At 68.6% G+C, this 21,388-nt stretch carries 22 protein-coding genes; 11 read left to right on the top strand and 11 right to left on the bottom strand.

Annotated elements, in window-relative coordinates:
• The first annotated feature begins 172 nt into the window (after window positions 1-172).
• Window positions 173-2,938, top strand: coding sequence for a preprotein translocase subunit SecA (gene secA, locus ACWDUD_RS05440; protein WP_450108687.1), 2,766 nt, complete (start codon window positions 173-175; stop codon window positions 2,936-2,938).
• A 34-nt stretch (window positions 2,939-2,972) separates the two neighbouring features.
• On the opposite strand, the gene ACWDUD_RS05435 is transcribed toward secA, so the two are convergent.
• Window positions 2,973-3,476 (bottom strand): Rv3235 family protein, encoded by a 504-nt coding sequence (locus ACWDUD_RS05435; protein WP_450108604.1) that lies wholly within the window; start codon window positions 3,474-3,476, stop codon window positions 2,973-2,975.
• 180 nt (window positions 3,477-3,656) lie between these two features.
• Here ACWDUD_RS05435 and ACWDUD_RS05430 point away from each other — a divergent pair, with 180 nt between their 5' ends.
• The 6 genes from ACWDUD_RS05430 to ACWDUD_RS05405 all read left to right on the top strand — a co-directional run bounded on the left by ACWDUD_RS05430 (window position 3,657) and on the right by ACWDUD_RS05405 (window position 9,925).
• Window positions 3,657-4,145, top strand: a complete 489-nt coding sequence (locus ACWDUD_RS05430) for an HAD-IA family hydrolase (protein ID WP_197252759.1) — start codon at window positions 3,657-3,659, stop codon at window positions 4,143-4,145.
• The gene (locus tag ACWDUD_RS05425; protein ID WP_248673266.1) at window positions 4,142-5,560 is read left to right on the top strand and encodes a WS/DGAT/MGAT family O-acyltransferase; all 1,419 of its coding nucleotides are present in this window, start codon (window positions 4,142-4,144) and stop codon (window positions 5,558-5,560) included. The genes ACWDUD_RS05430 and ACWDUD_RS05425 overlap by 4 nt, the downstream gene beginning before the upstream one ends.
• On the top strand, window positions 5,547-6,092 hold the full coding sequence (locus ACWDUD_RS05420) for a DUF6912 family protein (protein ID WP_450108603.1): 546 nt from the start codon (window positions 5,547-5,549) through the stop codon (window positions 6,090-6,092). The genes ACWDUD_RS05425 and ACWDUD_RS05420 overlap by 14 nt, the downstream gene beginning before the upstream one ends.
• A gap of 109 nt (window positions 6,093-6,201) precedes the next feature.
• On the top strand, window positions 6,202-7,332 hold the full coding sequence (locus tag ACWDUD_RS05415) for a ferredoxin reductase (protein WP_248673267.1): 1,131 nt from the start codon (window positions 6,202-6,204) through the stop codon (window positions 7,330-7,332).
• A gap of 33 nt (window positions 7,333-7,365) precedes the next feature.
• Window positions 7,366-8,622, top strand: coding sequence for a fatty acid desaturase (locus tag ACWDUD_RS05410; protein WP_248673268.1), 1,257 nt, complete (start codon window positions 7,366-7,368; stop codon window positions 8,620-8,622).
• A 67-nt stretch (window positions 8,623-8,689) separates the two neighbouring features.
• On the top strand, window positions 8,690-9,925 hold the full coding sequence (locus tag ACWDUD_RS05405; RefSeq protein WP_450108602.1) for a fatty acid desaturase family protein: 1,236 nt from the start codon (window positions 8,690-8,692) through the stop codon (window positions 9,923-9,925).
• Between the two features lie 60 nt (window positions 9,926-9,985).
• Here ACWDUD_RS05405 and rsgA read toward each other — a convergent pair whose 3' ends face one another.
• Both rsgA and aroA read right to left on the bottom strand, forming a co-directional pair.
• A complete protein-coding gene (rsgA, locus tag ACWDUD_RS05400) occupies window positions 9,986-11,011 on the bottom strand; it encodes a ribosome small subunit-dependent GTPase A (RefSeq protein ID WP_450108601.1) in 1,026 nt (341 codons plus the stop codon).
• Window positions 10,978-12,264 (bottom strand): 3-phosphoshikimate 1-carboxyvinyltransferase, encoded by a 1,287-nt coding sequence (aroA, locus tag ACWDUD_RS05395; RefSeq protein WP_450108600.1) that lies wholly within the window; start codon window positions 12,262-12,264, stop codon window positions 10,978-10,980. Before aroA ends, rsgA begins: the two co-directional genes overlap by 34 nt.
• A 75-nt stretch (window positions 12,265-12,339) precedes the next feature.
• On the opposite strand from aroA, the gene ACWDUD_RS05390 reads away from it, so the two are divergent.
• Window positions 12,340-13,116 carry an SOS response-associated peptidase gene (locus ACWDUD_RS05390; RefSeq protein ID WP_450108599.1) on the top strand — a complete coding sequence of 259 codons (777 nt, stop codon included), beginning with the start codon at window positions 12,340-12,342 and terminating at the stop codon, window positions 13,114-13,116.
• A 3-nt stretch (window positions 13,117-13,119) separates the two neighbouring features.
• On the opposite strand, the gene ACWDUD_RS05385 is transcribed toward ACWDUD_RS05390, so the two are convergent.
• The 7 genes from ACWDUD_RS05385 to ybaK form a co-directional block, all read right to left on the bottom strand.
• A complete protein-coding gene (locus ACWDUD_RS05385) occupies window positions 13,120-13,788 on the bottom strand; it encodes a TetR/AcrR family transcriptional regulator (protein WP_450108598.1) in 669 nt (222 codons plus the stop codon).
• Between the two features lie 61 nt (window positions 13,789-13,849).
• Window positions 13,850-14,602 (bottom strand): enoyl-CoA hydratase/isomerase family protein, encoded by a 753-nt coding sequence (locus tag ACWDUD_RS05380; RefSeq protein WP_450108597.1) that lies wholly within the window; start codon window positions 14,600-14,602, stop codon window positions 13,850-13,852.
• A 76-nt stretch (window positions 14,603-14,678) separates the two neighbouring features.
• The gene (locus tag ACWDUD_RS05375) at window positions 14,679-15,827 is read right to left on the bottom strand and encodes an acyl-CoA dehydrogenase family protein (RefSeq protein ID WP_450108596.1); all 1,149 of its coding nucleotides are present in this window, start codon (window positions 15,825-15,827) and stop codon (window positions 14,679-14,681) included.
• A 32-nt stretch (window positions 15,828-15,859) separates the two neighbouring features.
• On the bottom strand, window positions 15,860-17,530 hold the full coding sequence (locus ACWDUD_RS05370; protein WP_450108595.1) for a class I adenylate-forming enzyme family protein: 1,671 nt from the start codon (window positions 17,528-17,530) through the stop codon (window positions 15,860-15,862).
• A gap of 26 nt (window positions 17,531-17,556) precedes the next feature.
• Window positions 17,557-18,288 carry an SDR family NAD(P)-dependent oxidoreductase gene (locus tag ACWDUD_RS05365; protein ID WP_197252772.1) on the bottom strand — a complete coding sequence of 244 codons (732 nt, stop codon included), beginning with the start codon at window positions 18,286-18,288 and terminating at the stop codon, window positions 17,557-17,559.
• Between the two features lie 35 nt (window positions 18,289-18,323).
• A complete protein-coding gene (locus tag ACWDUD_RS05360) occupies window positions 18,324-19,118 on the bottom strand; it encodes an enoyl-CoA hydratase-related protein (RefSeq protein WP_197252773.1) in 795 nt (264 codons plus the stop codon).
• A 155-nt stretch (window positions 19,119-19,273) separates the two neighbouring features.
• Window positions 19,274-19,771, bottom strand: coding sequence for a Cys-tRNA(Pro) deacylase (ybaK, locus tag ACWDUD_RS05355; RefSeq protein WP_197252774.1), 498 nt, complete (start codon window positions 19,769-19,771; stop codon window positions 19,274-19,276).
• 211 nt (window positions 19,772-19,982) lie between these two features.
• On the opposite strand from ybaK, the gene ACWDUD_RS05350 reads away from it, so the two are divergent.
• Window positions 19,983-20,627 (top strand): sigma-70 family RNA polymerase sigma factor, encoded by a 645-nt coding sequence (locus ACWDUD_RS05350; protein ID WP_450108594.1) that lies wholly within the window; start codon window positions 19,983-19,985, stop codon window positions 20,625-20,627.
• Window positions 20,624-20,905, top strand: coding sequence for a mycothiol system anti-sigma-R factor (gene rsrA / locus ACWDUD_RS05345; protein WP_197252776.1), 282 nt, complete (start codon window positions 20,624-20,626; stop codon window positions 20,903-20,905). Before ACWDUD_RS05350 ends, rsrA begins: the two co-directional genes overlap by 4 nt.
• A gap of 89 nt (window positions 20,906-20,994) precedes the next feature.
• Here the strand turns inward: rsrA and ACWDUD_RS05340 are convergent, their stop codons facing one another.
• Window positions 20,995-21,069, bottom strand: a complete 75-nt coding sequence (locus ACWDUD_RS05340) for a 50S ribosomal protein bL37 (RefSeq protein ID WP_022597109.1) — start codon at window positions 21,067-21,069, stop codon at window positions 20,995-20,997.
• 95 nt (window positions 21,070-21,164) lie between these two features.
• Here ACWDUD_RS05340 and ACWDUD_RS05335 point away from each other — a divergent pair, with 95 nt between their 5' ends.
• Window positions 21,165-21,380 carry a biotin/lipoyl-binding carrier protein gene (locus tag ACWDUD_RS05335; protein WP_450108593.1) on the top strand — a complete coding sequence of 72 codons (216 nt, stop codon included), beginning with the start codon at window positions 21,165-21,167 and terminating at the stop codon, window positions 21,378-21,380.
• The last annotated feature ends 8 nt before the right edge of the window (window positions 21,381-21,388 follow it).

Raw genomic sequence — 21,388 nt, 5'->3', positions numbered from 1 at the left:
CCGGTCGGAGCGGTCGCAATCGCAACCGCTCCGGCCGAACGCCTACCATGGAATCCGGCCGGGGACCGACGAGGCCCTCGGCCGGATTTTCTTGTCCGTGCACGAACCCGAGATTGAGGACGAACACCCAGTGCTGTCGCTGACGAAGCTGCTCCGGATCGGTGAAGGTCGCATGGTCAAGCGACTGAAGCACATCGCCGAGCACGTCGAATCCCTGTCGCCGGAGTTCGAGGCGCTCACCGACGCGGAACTGCGCGCCAAGACGGACGAGTTCCGCAAGCGGTACGCGGACGGGGAAACCCTCGACGACCTGCTGCCGGAGGCGTTTGCGGTGGCCCGTGAGGCCTCCTGGCGAGTTCTCGGACAGAAGCACTACACGGTGCAGATCATGGGTGGCGCGGCGCTGCACTTCGGCAACATCGCCGAGATGAAGACAGGTGAGGGCAAGACCCTCACCTGTGTGCTGCCGGCCTACCTCAACGCCCTGTCCGGCGACGGTGTGCACGTCGTGACCGTGAACGACTACCTCGCCAAGCGCGACTCCGAGTGGATGGGCCGCGTGCACCGCTCCCTCGGCCTGAGCACCGACGTGATCCTGTCGGGGCTCACCCCCGCGCAGCGCCGTGCCGCCTACGCCGCGGACATCACGTACGGCACGAACAACGAGTTCGGCTTCGACTACCTGCGCGACAACATGACGCACTCGCTCGACGACCTGGTCCAGCGCGGGCACAACTTCGCGGTCGTCGACGAGGTCGACTCCATCCTCATCGACGAGGCCCGGACGCCGCTGATCATCTCCGGCCCCGCGGACGCGTCGAGCAAGTGGTACTCCGAGTTCGCGCGGATCGCGCAGATGCTTCAACCGGAGACCCACTACGAGATCGACATCCGCAAGCGGACCGTCGGTGTTCACGAGGCGGGCGTCGAGTTCGTCGAGGACCAGCTCGGCATCGACAACCTGTACGAGGCCGCGAACTCGCCGCTGGTGAGCTACCTCAACAACGCCATCAAGGCCAAGGAGCTCTACACCAAGGACAAGGACTACATCGTCCGCGACGGCGAGGTCGTCATCGTCGACGAGTTCACCGGCCGCGTGCTGACGGGCCGCCGCTACAACGAGGGCATGCACCAGGCGATCGAGGCGAAGGAGAAGGTCGAGATCAAGGCCGAGAACCAGACCCTCGCCACGATCACGCTGCAGAACTACTTCCGTCTCTACGACAAGCTCTCGGGTATGACCGGTACCGCCGAGACCGAGGCAGCCGAGCTGCACCAGATCTACGGCCTCGGCGTCATCCCCATCCCGACGAACCGGGAGATGATCCGCGTCGACCAGGGCGACCTGATCTACAAGACGGAGGAAGCGAAGTTCGCCGCCGTCGTCGACGACGTGGTCGAGCGGCACCAGAAGGGCCAGCCGGTCCTCATCGGTACCACCAGCGTCGAGCGTTCGGAGTACCTGTCGCGGCAGCTGACCAAGCGCGGCGTCGTCCACAGCGTGCTCAACGCGAAGTTCCACGAGCAGGAAGCGCAGATCATCGCCGAGGCCGGACGCTCCGGTGCGGTGACCGTCGCGACGAACATGGCCGGTCGCGGTACCGACATCGTGCTCGGCGGCAACCCGGACATTCTCGCCGACATCGCGCTGCGTCGCGGCGGCCTGGATCCCGTGCACACGCCCGAGGAATACGAGGCCGCGTGGGACGACACCCTCGAGAAGATCAAGGCCGAGGTCAAGGCGGACGCCGAGAAGGTCAAGGCGGCAGGCGGCCTGTACGTGCTCGGCACCGAACGGCACGAGTCCCGGCGTATCGACAACCAGCTCCGCGGCCGTTCCGGACGTCAGGGCGATCCCGGCGAGTCCCGGTTCTACCTCTCGCTCGGTGACGAGCTGATGCGCCGCTTCAACGGCGCCGCGCTCGAATCGATCATGACGCGGCTCAACCTGCCCGACGACGTGCCGATCGAGGCGAAGATGGTCTCGAAGGCCATCAAGAGCGCCCAGACGCAGGTCGAGCAGCAGAACTTCGAGATCCGCAAGAACGTCCTCAAGTACGACGAGGTGATGAACCAGCAGCGCACCGTCATCTACGACGAGCGCCGCCGGATCCTGCGCGGAGAGAACCTCGAGGGTCAGATCGAGTCGATGATCCGCGACGTGGTCACCGCCTACGTCGACGGCGCCACCTCCGAGGGCTACGTCGAGGACTGGGATCTCGAGCAGTTGTGGACCGCCCTCCGGACGCTCTACCCCGTCGGGGTCGACTACAAGGAACTGGTCGCGGCGAACGAGGACCTCGGCCGTGACGAGCTGCGGGAGATCCTGCTCGAGGACGCGGAGAAGGCGTACGCGCGGCGTGAGGCCGAGATCGAGAGCATCGCGGGTGAGGGCGCGATGCGCGAACTCGAGCGTCGTGTCCTGCTGTCGGTGCTCGACCGCAAGTGGCGCGAGCACCTCTACGAGATGGACTACCTCAAGGAAGGCATCGGGCTGCGCGCGATGGCGCAGCGCGACCCGCTGGTGGAGTACCAGCGCGAGGGCTTCGACATGTTCACCGGCATGCTCGACGCGCTCAAGGAGGAGTCGGTCGGGTTCCTGTTCAACCTGCAGGTCGAAGCGGCGCAGCCGCAGGCACCGGCAGCGGGCGGGGTCAGCGTGACGGCGGCCTCCGCCGCCACGGCCGCGCAGAACGCGCCGTCGCTGACCAAGCCGACCCCGGCTCCGGCACCTGCTCCCGCCCCGGCCCCGCTGCGTGCGAAAGGCCTCGACGACGGGGGCCGGCAGCAGCGCCTGACCTACTCGGGTCCCGCCGAGGACGGCAGCGCGCAGGTCAGCCGCACCGGCGGGGCCGCCGCGGCAGCGCAGGCCGGCAGCCGCAAGGAGCGTCGCGCGGCCGCCCGCAAGGACGCCAAGGGCGGTTCCCGCCGCCGCTGAACGCCGATCGTCGGCCGTCGGTCGTCGCGCCGGATCAGCCCAGCCACAGCGAGGTGATGAGCCAGCCGTGCGGGGCCCGGCGCGATGGCGCGACCCGGCTGATGCGACCGGCCAGCGCGAGAACGCGATGGCCACGCGTGTAGGAACCGAACAGTTCCGCGGTATCGGCGTCGACGGCACGCAAGCGGGTGCGCAGCAACGTCGCACTGCCCGCACCCGGGGACGCCGACCGTGCGGGCGCCATCGCGTCGCGCAGGACGGGATCGAGCACCGTCTCCAGTTGCGTCTCCGGCCGCCGCCGGTCGAGAACTTCGAGCACCAGCCGCACCGCGCGTTCGGCGAATGCGCTCGCCGTCGGATCGATTGCCGCTGTTTGCGGAGGAGTGGCCGGCCCCGACCGGGCCGGGCGGGGTGATCTGCCGTCGTGCGTGGTGGTGCGCCGCGTCGCGTACCGGCGGGGCCGATCGCAGTTGTGCCGGGCGGGTGGCTCGTACGGAGGGATCCGCAGGACGTGGCGGATCCCGGGGTTTTCGGACATGCATCTCCCTGGTGACGTGCGTGACGGTCGCGACCCGCGACGGTGCACGGGTCGACCCCGGGAGAGGACGGAGCCGCGGTCATCGTGCCACAGCTACGGCGCGCGCGCCCGTCGAGACACTCCGTGCCCGCCGGGACGCTCCTGTCGCAGAGACCGGCGCACGAACTCTAGGGTGGATACGTGCGGGGATTGGTCTTGGATTTCGGTGGGGTGCTCGCGGGACCCGGCACGGACGGGCGTGCGCTCGCAGGCGTGGTGGCCGCGCTGCGCGGACGAGGTGTGCGGACGGCGATCCTCAGCAACGACCCGGGTGGGCCCGGAGCGGACCGGCTGCGCGAGCTCGGCGGTGGGCGCTTCGTCGACGAGGTGGTGCTCTCCGGTGACGTGGGCGTGGCCAAACCCGACCCGCGGAGTTATCTGCTCGTGGCGCAGCGACTGGGACTGGAACCGGCGCAGTGCGTCTTCGTCGACGATCTCGTCGTGAACGTGCGCGCAGCGGCCGCCACGGGGATGGTGGGAGTGCACCACGAGTGTCCGGATGCCGTTGTGGCAGAACTGACCGTACTCTTCGAGCTGAGCGCCGACGAGGCGCCCGTGACCTCGGCGCCTGAGACCTCGGCGGCAGGGGACACGGTCACGGACCGGGGTGAGGGGGACACTCGCAGATGACGACCCGCATGACCGCGCAGGACGCATCGTTCTACTTCCTGGAGACGACGAACACGCCGATGCACATCGGGTCGCTGGCGATCCTCTCCGAACCGGAGGGCGGCTTGGACTTCGAGACGCTGCTGCAGCTCGTGGAACGCCGTATCTCGGAGGTACCGCGGTATCGGCAGAAGGTGCGGGAGGTGGCGCTGGGACTGGCGCGGCCGGTGTGGGTGGACGACCGCGACTTCGACATCGCCTACCACGTGCGCCGTTCGGCGCTGCCCCGCCCCGGATCGGACGACCAGTTGCACGATCTGCTGGCCCGGCTGATATCGCGTCCGCTGGACCGGACCCGCCCGCTGTGGGAGATGTACCTCGTCGAGGGGCTCGAGGGAAACCGGTGTGCGCTGTTCACGAAGTCGCATTCGGCGCTCGTCGACGGTGAGGACGCGCTGGACATCGGGCAGGTTCTCTTCGATTCCGATGTCGAACCCCGGCAGGTGCCCGAAGAGCTGTGGATGCCGGAGCAGGAACCGTCGGACACCGCGCTCGTGGTCGGTGCGCTCGCCGACCTGGTCGCGCGACCGGGAGAGGGCATCGCGCTGCTGCGTTCGGCCGTGGGCAACCTCGCCGCCACGGCGACCGAGGCCGTCGACGTGGTCGGGCGCCTGGCGCGGACCGCCGCACAGTCGGCGCCGGAGAGCCCGCTCAACGAATCGATCTCGCGCAGCCGCCGGTTCGCGGTGGTGCGGTCCGATCTGGAGTTGTACCGCAAGATCCATTCCCGGTACGGCTGCACCATCAACGACGTCGTGCTCGCGGTGATCTCCGGGGCGTTGCGCTATTGGCTGCTCTCGCGCGGCGAACCGGTGACCGAGGCGTCGGTGGTGCGCGCGATGGTGCCGATGTCGGTGTACACGCAGGATCCGGCGGACGCCGACGACGCCGACGGTGCCGAGACGATCCAGGTGCACCCGCAGGGGGAGGTGTCGACCTTCCTCGTCGACCTGCCGGTGGGGGAGCCGAACGCGGTGGTGCGGTTGTCGCACATCGCGCACGCCGGTGAGGCCTACGCGCGGCAGCGCCGCCGCATCGCGGCGCAGGCCATGATCCGGTTGTCCGGTTTCGCACCGGCCACCATGCACGCGGTGGGGGTGCGGGTGGCCAGCGGCTTCTCGCAGCGCATGTTCAATCTGATGATCACCAACGCACCCGGCCCGCAGCACCCGCTCTACCTGGCCGGCATACCGGTCCTGGAGATGTACCCGGTGTCGCCGCTGCTGAAGAACCAGGCGTTGAGCATTGCGCTGACGTCCTACGACGGGTCCGTCTACTACGGTTTGAACGCGGACCGCGATGCGATGCCCGATGTGGGGGTCCTGACGTCGCTGCTCCAGGAAGCACTCGAGGAGTTGTTGGATGCCAGTAGGTAAGGGCAAGACGCGGGTCTACGTGCCGGCCACGATCGACATGCTGCAGCGGCTGGTGGCCGACGGCGAGGTCGAAGCGGTGAACCGCACGGCGTTCGCGGTGACGGCCGCGCTGCGCGAGGCCTACACGTCCGGGGACGACGACGAACTCGCCGAGGTCGCCATGGCGGAGGCCGCCCGGGCCTCGCTGCGGCTCCTGGCGGCACGGGTGGACGACGAATCGGCCACCGACGAGTCGGCGAAGGATCTGCCGGTGCGTCGGGTGGTGGTGGCCGCGGACGTCGAGGAGGCCACCCCGCGTCCGGATCTCGACGATGCGGTCGTCCGCCTCGCCGCGCCCGTCACGCTGAAGTCGGTGGCGTCGGTGCACGTCGACCTCGAAGGAGCCGAAGCGGACGTGGCGCGGGCCGTCGAGGTCATCGACGCCGCGGACATGGGTGACGAGGAAGCCGAGTTCGTGCTCGGCGACGCGGAGGATCACCAGCTCGCCTGGTATGCGACGCAGGAGTTGCCGTTCCTTCTGGAACTGCTCTAGTTCCGGAACCGTTCCAGCTGTTTGTCGACCACTTGTCCGTAACCTACGCCACCGTAGCTTTCTGGTAACCTACGGCACCGTAGGCATACCGGGTGAGGAGAAGTGGTCGATGGGTTTGAAGGAGTGGATCGAGCGTCCCGCGGCGCACGTCTCGGCGTCCGAGCGATCCGTGTCGAATCTCGTACGAGGCGCGGTCGCGCGATTCACGACCCCGCTGCTGCCCGACGACTATCTGCACCTGGTCAACCCGCTGTGGTCCGCACGTGAGCTGCGTGGCCGCATCGTCGAGGTGCGTCCGGAGACGACGGATTCGGCAACCCTCGTCATCAAGCCCGGCTGGGGATTCGACTTCGGCTACAACCCGGGTCAGTACATCGGCATCGGCCTGCACATCGACGGCCGGTGGCACTGGCGGTCCTACTCGCTGACGTCGTCGCCCACCTGGAACGACAAACTCATCTCGATCGCGGTCAAGGCGATGCCGGAAGGCTTCCTGTCGAGCCACCTCGTCACCGGCGTGCCCGCGGGCACGATCGTGCGGCTCGCGGCACCGAAGGGCGACTTCGTGCTGCCCGACCCGCCGCCGGAGCGGATCCTGATGCTCACCGCCGGCAGTGGGATCACCCCGATCATGTCGATGCTGCGCACGCTCGACCGTCGCGCGGTCGACCGCGCCGTCGAGCTGCCCGACGTCGTGCACGTGCACTCGGCGCCGACCGCGGACGACGTGATGTTCCGTGCCGAGCTCGAGAAGTTCGACGCCACGCACGACCGGTTCCGGTCGCACGTCCAGCTCACCCGCTCGCAGGGGAAGTTCACCCTGGACCGGCTCGACGAGGCCTGCCCCGACTGGCGTGAGCGTCAGACCTGGGCGTGCGGACCGCAGCAGATGCTCGACGACATCGAGGCATTCTGGAAGAAGGCCGGCATCGAGGATCGTCTGCACCTCGAGCGGTTCGCGGTCACCCGCGCCGACACCTCCGGTTCCGGCGGCACCGTGACCTTCGCGAAGTCGGGCAAGACCGTCACCGTCGACGGCGCGACCACATTGCTCGAGGCCGGTGAGAGCGTCGGCGCACTGATGCCGTTCGGATGCCGGATGGGGATCTGTCAGACTTGTGTGGTCCCGCTCGAGAAGGGGCACATCGTCGATCTGCGGTCCGGCCAGGAACACGCCGAGGGTGAGCGTGTCCAGACCTGCATTTCCGCGGCTGCCGGGGACTGCACTCTCGACGCCTGACGCCCACCGCCCGTTCCACAGCAAGGACCCTGAGTGGCCATCACCGACATCCGCGCGTTCGCGCACCTCAGCGATTCGGACATCGAAGCGCTGGGTCGTGAGTTCGACGCGATCCGCCGTGACGTCGAGGACTCGCGCGGGGTGCGGGACGCCCGCTACATCCGCAACACGATCCGGCTGCAGCGGGTGCTCGAGCTCGGTGGGCGGGCGGTGCTGTTCGGCTCCCGCCGACGTCCGTTGTGGGTGCTGGGTGCCGGGATGCTCTCGCTCGCGAAGATCATCGAGAACATGGAGCTCGGGCACAACGTGATGCACGGGCAGTGGGACTGGATGAACGACCCGGAGATCCACTCCACGTCGTGGGAGTGGGATCAGACGGGGCCGTCGGCGCACTGGAAGCGTGCCCACAACTACGCGCACCACACGTACACGAACATCGTCGGCATGGACGAGGACGTGGGATTCGGGATCCTGCGGATGACCCGCGACGAGGCGTGGCGGCCGCGCAACCTGCTCCAGCCGATCGCGAACGTGATCCTCGCCGCGACCTTCGAGTGGGGCATCGCCCTGCACGACCTGTCGGCGCAGAAGGAGGCCGACGGGGTTCCGCACATGCAGTGGAATTCGCAGCCCAACAAGGACTTTGCGCGCAAGGCGGCCCGTCAGGTCGTCAAGGACGTGGTGTTGTTCCCCGCGTTGACGGGCCCGGCCTGGCGCAGCACGCTGTCCGCGAATCTCACCGCGAACCTGGTCCGGAACCTGTGGGCGTACGCGGTGATCTTCTGCGGGCACTTCCCGGACGGGGCCGAGAAGTTCACCGTCGACCAGTTCGAGAACGAGACGCACGCGCAGTGGTATCTGCGGCAGCTGCTCGGCAGCGCGAACATCTCCGGCGGTCCGGTGATGGGATTCCTGACGGGGAACCTGAGCTACCAGATCGAGCACCATCTGTTCCCGGATCTGCCGAGCAATCGGTATCCGGAGATCGCGGCCCGGGTGCGCGCGCTGTGCGCGAAATACGACCTTCCGTACACGACCGGTTCGCTCGGCCGGCAGTATCTGCTCGCGTTGCGGACCATCCACAAGCTCGCGTTGCCGGACCGGTTCCTGCGCGCCACGTCGGACGACGCCCCGGAGACCTCGTCCGAGCGCAAGTTCTCGCGGGTGCAGGGCGCCTGGGCCGCAGAGCTCGCGGTGGATCCGGTGACGGGCCGGCGCCGGGGTCTGCTGACGGCGTTGCGCGCCCAGGCGGAGGCGAAACTCGCGGCTCGCCGCGCGAAACGATCTTGATTGTGATTCCCCTCACAGCGCGGATCCGGCTAACCTACGGAGCCGTAACCTACGGTAGGGTAGCCGCATGGCCATTTCGGACATCAAAGAGTATGCGCACCTGACGGAGGCCGACGTCGAGGCCATCGGCCGCGAACTCGACGCCATCCGCCGCGACATCGAGGAGGCGCGCGGCGAGCGGGACGCCCGCTACGTGCGCAACACGATCCGGCTCCAGCGTGGACTCGAAGTCGGCGGGCGCGCAGTGCTCTTCGGTTCCCGCAAGCGCTCGCTGTGGGTCCTGGGCACCGCCATGCTCTCGCTCTCGAAGATCATCGAGAACATGGAGCTCGGGCACAACGTGATGCACGGGCAGTGGGACTGGATGAACGACCCCGAGGTGCATTCGGCGAACTGGGAGTGGGACAACGTCGATCCGTCGGCGCACTGGAAGCAGACCCACAACTACCTGCACCACAAGTACACGAACATCCTCGGCATGGACGACGACGTGGGATACGGGCTGCTGCGCGTGACCCGCGACCAGCGCTGGAAGCCGTTCTACCTCGGCAACGTCGCCTACAACGCGATCCTCGCGTCGCTGTTCCAGTACGGCATCGCGATCCAGCTGCTCGAGCTCGGCAAGGTCATCCAGGGTCGCGACGACCGCGAGCGCACCAAGGAACTCGGTAGCGAGGTGCTCGTCAAGCTCGGCAAGCAGACGCTCAAGGACTACGTGGTGCACCCGGCGCTGACCGGCAAGGCCTGGAAGTCGACGCTCACCGCGAATGCGACCGCGAACTTCGTGCGCAACATCTGGACCAACGCCGTGATCTTCTGCGGGCACTTCCCGGACGGTGCCGAGAAGTTCACCAAGGCCGACGTCGAGAACGAAACGCGCGCCGAGTGGTACCTGCGGCAGATGCTCGGTTCGGCCAACATCTCCGGTGGCCGCGTCATGGACTTCATGACCGGCAACCTCAGCTACCAGATCGAGCACCACATCTTCCCGGACCTGCCGTCCAACCGATACCACGAGATCTCGCTCCGGGTGAAGGCGCTGTGCGAGAAGTACGACCTTCCGTACACCACGGGTCCGCTCGCGGTGCAGTACTGGAAGTCGTGGCGCACCATCGCGAAGCTGTCGCTGCCCGACAAGTACCTCAAGGACACCCGGGACGCCGCTCCCGAGACGGCATCGGAACGCGGTTTCGGCGGCAAGTCCGAGATCGATCCGCTCACCGGTCGCCGGGTCGGACTGGCCACCGCGATCGAGAAAACCCGCAAGCGCGGATTCGTCCGTCGCGTCCTGGGGATGCGCTGAGCGACTCTGTTGCTACAGATCGGCCCCCGGCTCCTTTTCGGAGCCGGGGGCCGATCCGCGTCACCAGGCTTCGTTCTCGGTGAGCGCCGTGAGCAGTCCCCGCACGGCCTGGGCGCGGCGCAACGACTTGCCCTCGAGGTTGTCGAGCGCGCACTCCGGGTCGGCCGGGGGGCCGAGGTGGGTGCACCCGCGCGGGCAGTCCTCCACTGCCTCGGCCAGGTCGGAGAACGCGGCGACGACATTCTCCGCGGAGATGTGCGCGAGCCCGAACGAGCGGATGCCGGGGGTGTCGACGACCCAGCCGCCGCCGGGCAACGGCAGAGCGACCGATTGGGTCGAGGTGTGCCGGCCCTTGCCGACGCCGGAGACCTCGCCGGTCGCGCGGGCCGCGTCCGGCACCAGCCGGTTGACCAGCGTCGACTTGCCCACGCCGGAGTGCCCGATCAGCGCCGTCACCGAATCGGTGATCAGCTCGGTCAGCTCGGTCAGGTCGTCGTCCTTGCCGACGAGCATCACCGGCAGGTCCAGATCGGCGAACTGGGCGGTGAACTCGGCGGGGTCGGCGAGATCGGACTTCGTCAGGCCCAGCACGGGGGTCAGTCCGCCGGCATAGGCCGCGACCAGCGCACGTTCGACCAGACCGGTCCGCGGCGGCGGATCGGCGAGCGCGACGACGATGAGCAGCCGCTGCGCGTTCGCGACGACGATCCGCTCGAACGGATCGGTGTCGTCGGCGGTGCGTCGCAGCACCGTCTCGCGGTCGTGGACCCGCACGATCCGCGCGAGCGTGTCAGGACGGCCCGACAGGTCGCCGACGACGCCGACGAGATCACCGACCACGATCGGGGTGCGGCCGAGTTCGCGGGCGCGCATCGCCACGATCGGGCGCTTCGGGTCGCCGCCGAGCACCACGCCCCAGCGACCGCGGTCGACGGAGACGACCATGCCCTCGACGGCGTCGAGGTGGGCGGGTCGATCCTTGGTGCGCGGCCGCGAGCCCTTGCCCGGGCGGACCCGGACGTCGGACTCGTCGTACTGGCGGCGCCGCCGGTTCAGGAGCGCGCTCCCGTCAACATCGCCGCCCACAGCGACTCGAATCCGGGCAGCGTCTTGGAGGTCGTGCCGATGTCGTGGACGTCGACGTCGTCGACGACGAGACCGATGATCGCCCCGGCGGTGGCCATGCGGTGATCGGCGTAGGACTGCCACTGGCCGCCGTGCAGGGTGGCCGGTTCGATACGCAGTCCGTCCTCGGTTTCGGTCGCCGATCCGCCGAGCCGGGCGATCTCGGTCACCAGCGCCGCGAGCCGGTCGGTCTCGTGGCCGCGCAGGTGCGCGATGCCGCGCAGCTGCGACGGGGTCGTCGCGAGAGCGGCGAGGGCGGCGACGGTCGGGGCGAGTTCCCCGACGTCGTGCAGGTCGATGTCGATGCCGGTGAGCCGCTCGGGGCCGCGCACCGTCAGGGTGCCGTCCGACCAGGTGACGGTCGCGCCCATCCGCTCGAGAATCTCGCGGATCGCGTCGCCGGCCTGCGTGGTCGACTTCGGCCACATCGGGACCGACACCGTGCCGCCGGTGACGGCCGCGGCGGCGAGGAAGGGCGTCGCGTTCGACAGGTCCGGTTCGACCTCGACGTCGATCGCCCGGATCGGGCCCGGCGCCACACGCCATGTGTTCGCGTCGGCGGTGTCGACGTCGACACCGGCGGCGCGCAGCATCTCGACGGTCATGTCGATGTGCGGCATCGACGGCACCGGCTCGCCGCTGTGCCGGACGGTGACGCCCTCGTCGTAGCGGGCGGCCGACAGCAGCAGGCCGCTGACGAACTGCGAGGACCCGGACGCGTCGATGGTGACGGTTCCGCCGCGCAGTGCGCCGGCGCCGTGCACGGTGAACGGCAGCCGCTCGCCGTCGATGTCGGCGCCGAGGGAACGCAGGGCGTCCAGGACGGTTCCCATCGGCCGGGTCTTGGCCTGCTCGTCGCCGTCGAAGAAGACGTCCCCGTCGGCGAGTGCCGCGAGCGGCGGCACGAACCGCATGACGGTGCCGGCGAGCCCGCAGGCGACCTCGCCGCCGTGCAGGTCGCCGGGAACGACGTCGAGGGTGGTGCCGCCGTCACGCTCGGTGATCGTCGTACCCAGTCCGCCCAGGGCAGCGATCATCAGGTCGGTGTCGCGGCTGCGCAGGGCCCCTGTGATCGTCGAGGGACCGTCGGCGAGGGCGGCGAGGATCAGCGCGCGGTTGGTGATCGACTTGGATCCGGGCAGTGTCACGATCGCGTCGACGGGGGACTCGGCTCGGGGGGCTCTCCACAGACTCACCCGACCATCTTCTCCCATCGTCGCAGCCGGGTGTGCACCCGGCGCGTCCGACGCGGGGAAGTGGTCGTCGGAGCCGGCTGTCAGACTCGCCCTATGTGCGGCAGGTATGCGACGACGGCGGACCCGGCGACCCTCGCGGCGGAACTCGACGCGATCGACGAGACGGTCGGGGGAGGAGACGGTAATAGCGACAGCACCACCGACTTCGACGCCGTCAATTTCAACGTCGCCCCGACGACCCGGGTGCTCACCGTCGTCGCCCGGCACGATCGCGAGAATCCGGACGAGCCGGTGACGCGGCGGATCCGTCGCATGCGGTGGGGTCTCGTGCCGCCGTTCGCGAAGGAGATCGGCAGAAGCGCGCCGCTGTTCAATGCCCGCTCCGAGTCGGTGGCCACGAAGCCGTCGTTCGCGCAGTCGCTGCGGTACAAGCGCTGCCTGGTGCCGATGAACGGCTGGTACGAGTGGCAGGTCGAACCGACACCGGACGGGAAGACCGCGAAGGTGCCGTACTACATGTCCCCGGAGGACGGTTCGCGGATCTGCATGGCGGGCCTGTGGGCGGTGTGGCGCGACCCGAAGGTTCCCGACGCGGCGCCGCTGGTCAGCACCACGATCCTCACCGCCGACTCGGTCGCGCAGTTGCGCAACGTCCACGAGCGGATGCCGCTGATCCTGCCGCCGGACCGGTGGGACGCCTGGCTGGATCCGGACAGCCTGGGGCATCCGGACCTGATCCGTCCGAGCCTCGAGGCGGTCTCGGCGATCACCGTCCGCCGGGTCTCCCCGAAGGTCAACAGCGTGCGCAACAACGGTCCCGAGCTGCTCGTGCCCGACGACGGGAGCGGCGAGCAGATGGCTCTCTTGTAGACGCTAGGCCAGTCGGAGCAGGTGCGGGTACCGCTCGCGACGGTCGGCGGGCACGATCGAGTTCAGCACGAACCGGATCTGGAGGGTCGTGTACTCGTCGAGTGTGTAGTGCCGGCCGAAGTGCCACTGCTTCAGCGCCCACCCGTGGGCGAGGAGCATGAAGTCGAAGACGATGAGGTCGACGTCGACCGGGCTGAACTCCCCGGACGCGATGCCGGTTTCGAGGGTGGCGCGCAGCGGTGCCGCAGTGGCGACCTCGAGTTCCTTGATACGTTCCCGGCCTGTCTTGTCGAGCGTGCGGCTCTCCCGGTAGGTCAGGACCACCGCGTCGAGGTTGGTGTCGACGACCTCGAGATAGCGCCGCATGCCCGCCGCCAACCGCTCGACCGGGTCGTCGCCGGCGGCGTCCATCGCCGGTTCCAGCTGGTCGCGGAAGGCGTCGAGGATCGAGGTGACGGTCGCGAGGAGCACGTCCTCCTTGCCGCCGAAGTACTTGTAGATCAGGCCGACGCTGACTCCCGCCTCGTCGGCGAGGGCCTGCATCGACATCTGGTGGAATCCGGTCTGTTCCATCAGGCGCACCGCGGCCTCGAGCACCTGCTTGCGACGCGAGTGGGCGCGCACGGCGCGCACGGCCTCGTCGACGTTCAGCGCGTCGTCTCGGGTGGTCATGGTGGGTGCTCCTCGTCGCCGATGGGTGGATTCACAGTACCGATCGGGCGGATGTGCCCGGTCAGCGTGCGGCGGTCACGAACCGTTCGAGCAGCCGGGCCGTCTCGTCGGTCTCGATGAGCCGCCCGATCTCGTCGATCTCGGTGGCGAAACCGTCGGTGCCGCGTGCGGCGGCGATGCAGCGCTTGGCCGCGCCGTAGGCGGCCGGAGGCAGTGCCGCGAGCCGCTGCGCGTGCCGCATCGCAGCCTCCTCGACACCGCCGTCGACAACCCAGTGCACGATCCCGAGCCGGTGCGCCTCCGCTCCGTCGACGAGTTCGGCGCCGAGGACGAGCCGGGTGGCGACGGCGGGCCCGGCGATCCGGGTCAGCCGCTGGGTTCCGCCGGCGCCGGGCAGCAGCCCGAGCCCGACCTCGGGCAGGCCGATCCGGGAGGACGTGCCGGCGATGCGGAAGTCGCAGGCCAGCGCCAGTTCGAGGCCGCCGCCGGTCGCGGCGCCGGTGATCGCCGCGATCGACGGTTTCGGCAGCTCCGCCAGCGTCTCCAGGGCGTCCTGGAGGCTCTCGGCGAAACGGGCGAGACGTTCGCGGCGATCGGGGGCGGTCCGCCAGGAGTCCATCATCGCGATGTCGGCTCCACCGCAGAAGTGCCGGCCCGCCCCGCGGATCAGCAGCGACCGCACGTGGGTGTCGGCGCCGAGTTCCGCGACCGCCGCGGCGAATCCGGCGGTCTGCTCCTCGTCGAACGCGTTCACGGCGGGACGGTCGAGGGTGATGATGCCGACGTGGCCTTCGCGTCCGACGAGGACAGTCATGGCTTCTCCGTTTCCGATGGTGGATCGTGTTGTTCCGGAACGCAATTCGGCCCGGCGTCTCGGATGACCGGTCGTCTCAGATGCCCAGGTCCTTGGCGACGATCGTCTTCATGATCTCGGTGGTGCCGCCGTAGATCGTCTGGATGCGGGCGTCGACGAACGCGCGGGACACCGCGTATTCGCGCATGTAGCCGTAGCCGCCGTGCAGTTGCAGGCAGCGGTCCGCCACGCGCACCTGCAGTTCGGTCGTCCACCACTTGAGCCGGGCCGCGCGGGCCGCGGACAGCTCACCGGCGACGTGCTCGGCGATGCAGTCGTCGAGGAAGGTGCGGGCCAGATCCAGTTCGGTGGCCAGTTCCGCGAGCACGAACCGGGTGTTCTGGAAGCCGGCCACCGGCTTGCCGAACGCCTTGCGTTCCTTGACGTACTCGACGGTCTGCGCGAACACCCCCTCCGCGGCGGCGACCGCGCCGATCGACAGCGAGAGCCGTTCCTGCGGCAGGTTGTGCACGAGCTGGTGGAAGCCCTGTCCCTCCTCGCCGAGCCGGTTCGCGACCGGCACACGCATGCCGGTGAAGGTCAGCTCGCTGGTGTCCTGGGCGTGCAGGCCGATCTTCTCGAGGTTGCGTCCGCGGGAGAACCCGGGGGTGTCGGCCTCGACGACGAGCAGCGTCAGCCCGTTGTGCGGGTCGGGGGAGGTGCGGGTCGCGACGACGAACAGGTCCCCGTTCTGTCCGTTGGAGATGAACGTCTTGGCTCCGTCGACCACGTAGTGGTCGCCGTCGCGGACGGCGGTGGTGCGGATGCCGGTCAGGTCGCTGCCGGCGCCGGGCTCGGTCATCGCGATGCCCAGCACCGTCTCGCCGGTCACGACGCCGGGCAGCCAGCGGGCCTTCTGCTCGTCGTCGGTCATGTCCGTGAGGTAGGGCAGGACCACGTCGTTCTGCAGGGAGAACGCGATGCCTGCGGCGGCGTTCCCGGCGCGGTTGACCTCGTCGATGAGGATGGCGTTGTAGCGGAAGTCGTCGACGCCGGGGCCGCCGTACTTCTCGTCGACGGGGAAACCGAGCAGCCCGAGTTTGCCGGCGTCGGTGAACAGGGACCGGTCGAGGCGCGACGCCCGTTCCCAGTCCTCGTGCACCGGCGTGATCCGGTCCCGGACGAAGTCGCGGGCGACCTCGCGGAACTGCCGGTGTTCGGAGTCGTATTCCAGTCGTGCGTTCATGGTGTCCGTCCTTGGCCCGGGTGCGGCGGTGCTCACCGGGCGATCTTCGAGGCCGTGGGGGTCGTGAACAGGCCGGCGGCGTACTCGCCGGCGGCGGTGTCGGTCGCCCGGTAGTGGAGTTTCTTGCCGGTCGCGCTGACCGGCAGCGACTCGACGAAGCGGTAGGCGCGCGGTCGTTTGAACGACGACAGCATCGGGTGGTCCCGGCAGTGGGCGTCGAGGGCATCGGCGGTCAGGGTGGGTTCCTCGGCGACGATGTAGGCCACGACGATCCGGCCCCACGTGTCGTGGGGAACGCCGACGACGAGCGAGTCCCGCACCTGGGGATGGGCGTTGAGGGCTTCTTCGACCTGCACCGGGTGGACGTTCTCCCCGCCGGAGACGAGCATGTCGTCCTTGCGGCCGACGACGGTGACGAATTCGTCGGCGTCCCACGTGCCGAGGTCGCCGATGTGCAGCCATCCGCGGTGGAACTTCGCCTTCTCCTGATCGGGGGAGTCGAAGTAGGCGTTGGCGCACTTGGGGGAGCGGACGATGATCTCACCGACGTCCTCGCCGTCCTTGGCGACCACGTCGTCCGGATCCGCGAGCCGGTCCGCGTACACGCGGACCACGCGGACGTCGTCGTCGGTGCAGGCGCGGCCCGCACTGCCGGCCCGGTCGGGCAGGTCCGCCGGCCGCAGGAAGGTGTTCCAGAACCCTTCGGTGCTGCCGTAGCCGTTGAAGATCCGGGGGTTGAGCAACTGCTGGTAGCGCAGCGCCGCTTCGCGTTCGAGCGGGGCGCCCATCGTCACGATGCCGCGCAGGCTGGACAGGTCGCGCGGGCGTGCCTCCTGGGCGGTGGCGAGCATCGCGAGGTTGGTGGGGGCGCCGATGAGGAACGTCAGTCCGCGCTCGGCGACGAGATCGAGCACCCGGTCCGCGTCGAACGTCCGCAGCGGCACCACCTCACCGCCGACGTAGAACACCGGGTTCGGGCCGCCGGAGTACAGGCCGCCGCGGTGGAACCACGGCGTCATGTTGAGCGTCCGGTCCTCGGGGGTCAGCGGGAAGTGCATGATCACGTCGTGCGCGCTGAAGACCTCGATCATGCTGTTGAGCGGCACGCCCTTCGGCATTCCGGTGGTGCCGGAGGTGTAGAGGCGGGTGGTCTCGTCCCACACCGTGCGGTGCAGCGGCGGCAGGGCCACGCGGTCGGCGGCCAGGTGACCGTAGCGGATCACGGTGGCGCCGTCCGCTTCGACGGGGTCGCCGTCGCCGACCGCTACGATCACCTTCGGGGTGTGCTGCGCGAGCCGCAACGCCTCGCGCACCGTGTCGGTGAGTTCGGTGTCGTAGACGAACACCGTCGGCGCGCTCTTGTCCAGCACGAAGGCCGTCTCCCCGGCGGCGAGGCGGTAGTTCACCGGTGACCCGACCGCGCCCACGGCCTGGGTGGCGAGATACAGCTCGGCGAATTCGACACCGTTGAACAGCTGGTAGGCGACGACGTCCCCGGCGACCACCCCTGCGTCCGCGAGACCGGTCGCGATGCGGTCCACCCGTTCACCGAGCTGGGCGTAGGTCCACTGCTGTCCGGTGTCCGGATCGCTGACGGCGATCCGGTTCCCGAACCGCCCGGTGTTGCGCCGGAAGCCGTTGAGGTACGTGAAATCGTTCTCGAAGTACTCCCGGTAGGCCCGGGCGTTGTACGACGCGGTCATGGTGTCCGTCCCTCCTGGTTGCCGGTTCAGCCGGCCATGGTGAGGCCGCCGCTGACGCTGATCACCTGGCCGGTGATGAACGACGCGGATTCCGATGCGAAGAACAGGACGGGCGCGGCGACCTCCTCGGGCCGGGCGAGCCGGCGGAACGGAATCGCTTTGATCAGTGCTGCCTTGAGCTTCTCGTCCTGCGCCTGGAACAGCGGGGTGTCGGTGGGGCCGGGGCAGACGCAGTTGACGGAGATGCCGTGGCGGGCCATCTCTCGTGCGAGCGACTTGGTGAGGGCGATGACGCCGCCTTTCGCGCCCGCGTAGATGGACTCGCCGGAGCTGCCGACGCGGCCGGCGTCGGACGCGAGGTTGATCACGCGGCCCCCGTTGCCCGCGTCGATCATGCCGGGGAGGAAAGCGCTGCAGACGTGCACCGGGCCGAGGTAGTTGATCGCTACGACCTTCTCCGCGAATTCCGGTGTCGCGTTGAGGAATTGGTCGGTCCGGTCCCAGCCGGCGGCGTTGACGACGACGTTGGGGACGCCTACCTCGGCGAAGGTCCGATCGCGCAGTTCGTCGACCTGGGCGCGGACCGAGATGTCCACCGGCAGAGCGGTGATGAGTTCGGTGTTCTCCTTGGCGGTGGCTTCGGCGGCGGCGAGATCGAGGTCGGCGGCGATCACGCGGTCGCCCTGCGCGGCGAACGCCAGCGCGATGGCCTTGCCGATACCGGAGCCGGCGCCGGTCACCAATGCGATGTTGCCCATTGCGGAATGTCCTTTCGAGGGGTGTGACCGGCGGATCAGGCGTTGACGTACTTGGCGAAGTCGGCGGGGCGCTTCTCCGCGAAGGCCTTGGCTCCCTCGAGTCCTTCGTCGGACTTGCCGAACAGGTCGAGTGCGGACATCGCGAGATTGCTCAGCCCGGCCTGGTGGTCGGTGTCGGCGTTGAACGACTGCTTGAGGAATCGGATCGCGGTGGGGCTCTTCTCGGCGATCTCGGCGACGATCGCCTTGGCCTCCTCGAGCAGTTTGTCCTGCGGGACAACCCAATTCACCAGACCCCAGCGCTCGGCGGTGGCGGCGTCGTACTGGCGGCACAGGTACCAGATCTCGCGGGCGCGCTTCTCTCCGACGACGCGGGCGAGGAAGGCGGAGCCGAAGCCGGCGTCGAACGAACCGACACGCGGGCCGGCCTGGCCGAACTTCGCGTTCTCCGAGGCGATCGTCAGGTCGCACAGGACGTGCAGGACGTGACCGCCGCCGACGGCGATGCCGTTGACCGCCGCGATGACGGGCTTGGGGACGTCGCGAATCAGCTTGTGCAGGTTGCCGATTTCGAACATGCCGGACTCGGTGGGGCCGTAGTCGCCGGTCTCGGCGCGCTGCTTGACGTCGCCTCCGGTGCAGAACGCCTTCTCGCCCGCGCCGGTGAGGATGATCGCGGCGACACGGCTGTCGGCCCAGGCGGAACGGAACGCCTTGATCAGTTCTTCGACCGTCTTGCCGCGGAAGGCGTTGTAGCGCTCCGGGCGGTTGATCGTGATGATCGCGGCGTGGTCTTCGACCTCGTAGGTGATGTCTTCGAATCCGGACATGGTGACTCCTCGTCGGCTCGGGTTCGCGGGGTGATTCGCGATGTGAATGAATGCCCCTTCATTGTGAGTGAATGTACATTCATTCCGGAAGGTGTGTCAACCATCACAGAGATCGCGACCCGTCGCGACGGGTGGAGGATCGGGCAGGGAAAGGGCTACGGACCTGCGGTGATCGGGGCCACGACCGCGCCGGTCAGCCGGATCAGATCGGCGGGCGCCAGTTCGATTTCCAGCCCGCGGCGGCCCGCGCTGCACAGCACCTGCTCCCAATTCTGCGCGGACGAATCGACGACCGTGCGCAACCGGCTGCGCTGGCCGAGCGGAGAGATCCCGCCGAGCACGTACCCGGTGGCGCGTTCGGCGTCGGCGCGTTCGGCCATCACCGCCTTACCGCCACCGAGTGCCCCGGCCGCGGCCTTGAGGGAGAGCTTGGCCGGCACCGGGATCACCGCGACCGCGAGTTTGCCGTCGGACAGCTTCACCACCAGCGTCTTGAAGATCTGCGCGGCCTCGACGCCGAGCCGCTCGCCCAGCACGTCGACGGCCTCGGTGCCGTACGACGCGGCGCGGGCGTCGTGGTCGTATTCGTGAACCCGGTGCGACACCTTCTCCCGGGTCAGCAGTTTCGTCGCGGGCGTGGAGGTCGAGGCCATGCCGGACACTCTAGGGCCGCACGTTCCAGGACAGCGCCGGCCACGGGGAACAACTCGCCCGGACGCGTTGTTGATCCGGGGTGGCCGCCCCCGGTCGGGGGACGACCGTGAACGACGAACAGTGATCGAACAGTGATCGGAGTACCGCGTGCCTGTGCTGTGCCCACCGCGGCCGGTAGCCTTCACGGATACGGCAAGTGAAGGGATCGGTGTGGTCGAAGAGTCAGGTGCGGAGCTGGCCGAACGGTTCGAGCGTGACGCGCTGCCGATGCTGGACCAGCTCTACGGCGCGGCCCTGCGGATGACCCGCAACCCGTCGGACGCGGAGGATCTGGTCCAGGAGACGTTCATCAAGGCGTTCTCGGCGTTCGCGTCGTTCAAGGAAGGCACCAACCTCAAGGCGTGGTTGTACCGGATCCTGACGAACACCTACATCAACTCGTACCGCAAGAAGCAGCGTCAACCGGCGCAGTATCCGACGGACGAGATCACCGACTGGCAGCTCGCCGCGACCGCCGAACACATGTCCACCGGTCTGCGGTCGGCCGAGGTCGAGGCCCTCGACGCGCTGCCGGACGACGCGATCAAGCAGGCGCTGCAGGAACTTCCCGAGGAGTTCCGGATGGCTGTGTACTACGCCGACGTCGAAGGATTCCCCTACAAGGAGATCGCCGAGATCATGGGCACGCCCATCGGCACGGTGATGTCGCGCCTGCATCGCGGACGCAAGCAGCTGCGCGGCCTGCTCGCCGACGTGGCGCGTGAACGGGGATTCAACCGGGACGGCGCGGTCGACGCCGCCGTCGCCGCGGCAGCAGAAACGAACACCGCGAACGAGAAGGGGGGAGCTCGGTGAGCGAGCCGACCGAATTCGAACCGATCGACTGCTCCGCGGTGATCGCGGACGTGTACCTGCTGCTCGACTCCGAGTGCGACGAGACGTCCCGCGCGCGGCTGGAGCATCACCTGCACGAGTGCGGCCCGTGCCTCGAGGCGTACGGCATCGAGGAGAAGATCAAATCGTTGCTCAGCCGCAAGTGCGGGGGCGAGCACGCTCCCGAAGGGCTGCGGGAACGCCTGATGATCGAGATCCGCCGGAACGTCGTGGTGAAGCGCACCGAGACGGAGGGCTGACGGCCGAAGGCCGATCGAACCGCCCGAGAACCATCGAAGGGGCCGGAAAGCGTGTGCTTTCCGGCCCCTTCGACGTCTGTGCCTACGCCTCAGGCGTTGGGACGCTTACCGTGGTTGGCGGCGTTACCCTTGCGGCTGCGCTTCTTGCGGCCTCGCTTACCCATGGTCGGGACTCCTTTCTCGTTCATTACAGTGTTTCACGTGTGGTTGGGTGGGCCTGTCGGCAGGTCCGCCGTCACGTCCACGGATTGGGGTTTCGATGGCTGAAGACGTACGCGCCGAGATGGTTTCCACCGTCTTCGAGGTGGTGGTGAGCAAGGGGGACGTCGTCGACGTGGGCGACACCCTCGTGATCCTCGAATCGATGAAGATGGAGATCCCGGTCATCGCCGAGACCTCCGGCACGGTCACCGCGCTCGATGTCGCCGTGGGTGATGTCATCCAGGCGGGCGATCTCATCGCAGTCATCTCCTGAACGGCGGG

Source organism: Rhodococcus sp. NPDC003382, assembly GCF_053589135.1.
The sequence above is the reverse complement of the archived record's forward strand: the minus strand, read 5'-3'. Positions and strand labels throughout refer to the sequence as shown.

Coding starts and splice junctions, on each gene's coding strand:
- ACWDUD_RS05390 (WP_450108599.1), top strand. CDS start 12,340: ATGTGCGGCAGGTATGCGACGACGGCGGACCCGGCGACCCTCGCGGCG.
- ACWDUD_RS05420 (WP_450108603.1), top strand. CDS start 5,547: ATGCCAGTAGGTAAGGGCAAGACGCGGGTCTACGTGCCGGCCACGATC.
- aroA (WP_450108600.1), bottom strand. CDS start 12,264: ATGGGAGAAGATGGTCGGGTGAGTCTGTGGAGAGCCCCCCGAGCCGAG.
- ACWDUD_RS05365 (WP_197252772.1), bottom strand. CDS start 18,288: ATGGGCAACATCGCATTGGTGACCGGCGCCGGCTCCGGTATCGGCAAG.
- secA (WP_450108687.1), top strand. CDS start 173: ATGGTCAAGCGACTGAAGCACATCGCCGAGCACGTCGAATCCCTGTCG.
- ACWDUD_RS05360 (WP_197252773.1), bottom strand. CDS start 19,118: ATGTCCGGATTCGAAGACATCACCTACGAGGTCGAAGACCACGCCGCG.
- ACWDUD_RS05375 (WP_450108596.1), bottom strand. CDS start 15,827: ATGAACGCACGACTGGAATACGACTCCGAACACCGGCAGTTCCGCGAG.
- ACWDUD_RS05435 (WP_450108604.1), bottom strand. CDS start 3,476: ATGTCCGAAAACCCCGGGATCCGCCACGTCCTGCGGATCCCTCCGTAC.
- ybaK (WP_197252774.1), bottom strand. CDS start 19,771: ATGGCCTCGACCTCCACGCCCGCGACGAAACTGCTGACCCGGGAGAAG.
- ACWDUD_RS05385 (WP_450108598.1), bottom strand. CDS start 13,788: ATGACCACCCGAGACGACGCGCTGAACGTCGACGAGGCCGTGCGCGCC.
- ACWDUD_RS05415 (WP_248673267.1), top strand. CDS start 6,202: ATGGGTTTGAAGGAGTGGATCGAGCGTCCCGCGGCGCACGTCTCGGCG.
- ACWDUD_RS05405 (WP_450108602.1), top strand. CDS start 8,690: ATGGCCATTTCGGACATCAAAGAGTATGCGCACCTGACGGAGGCCGAC.
- ACWDUD_RS05425 (WP_248673266.1), top strand. CDS start 4,142: ATGACGACCCGCATGACCGCGCAGGACGCATCGTTCTACTTCCTGGAG.
- ACWDUD_RS05335 (WP_450108593.1), top strand. CDS start 21,165: ATGGCTGAAGACGTACGCGCCGAGATGGTTTCCACCGTCTTCGAGGTG.
- ACWDUD_RS05380 (WP_450108597.1), bottom strand. CDS start 14,602: ATGACTGTCCTCGTCGGACGCGAAGGCCACGTCGGCATCATCACCCTC.
- ACWDUD_RS05370 (WP_450108595.1), bottom strand. CDS start 17,530: ATGACCGCGTCGTACAACGCCCGGGCCTACCGGGAGTACTTCGAGAAC.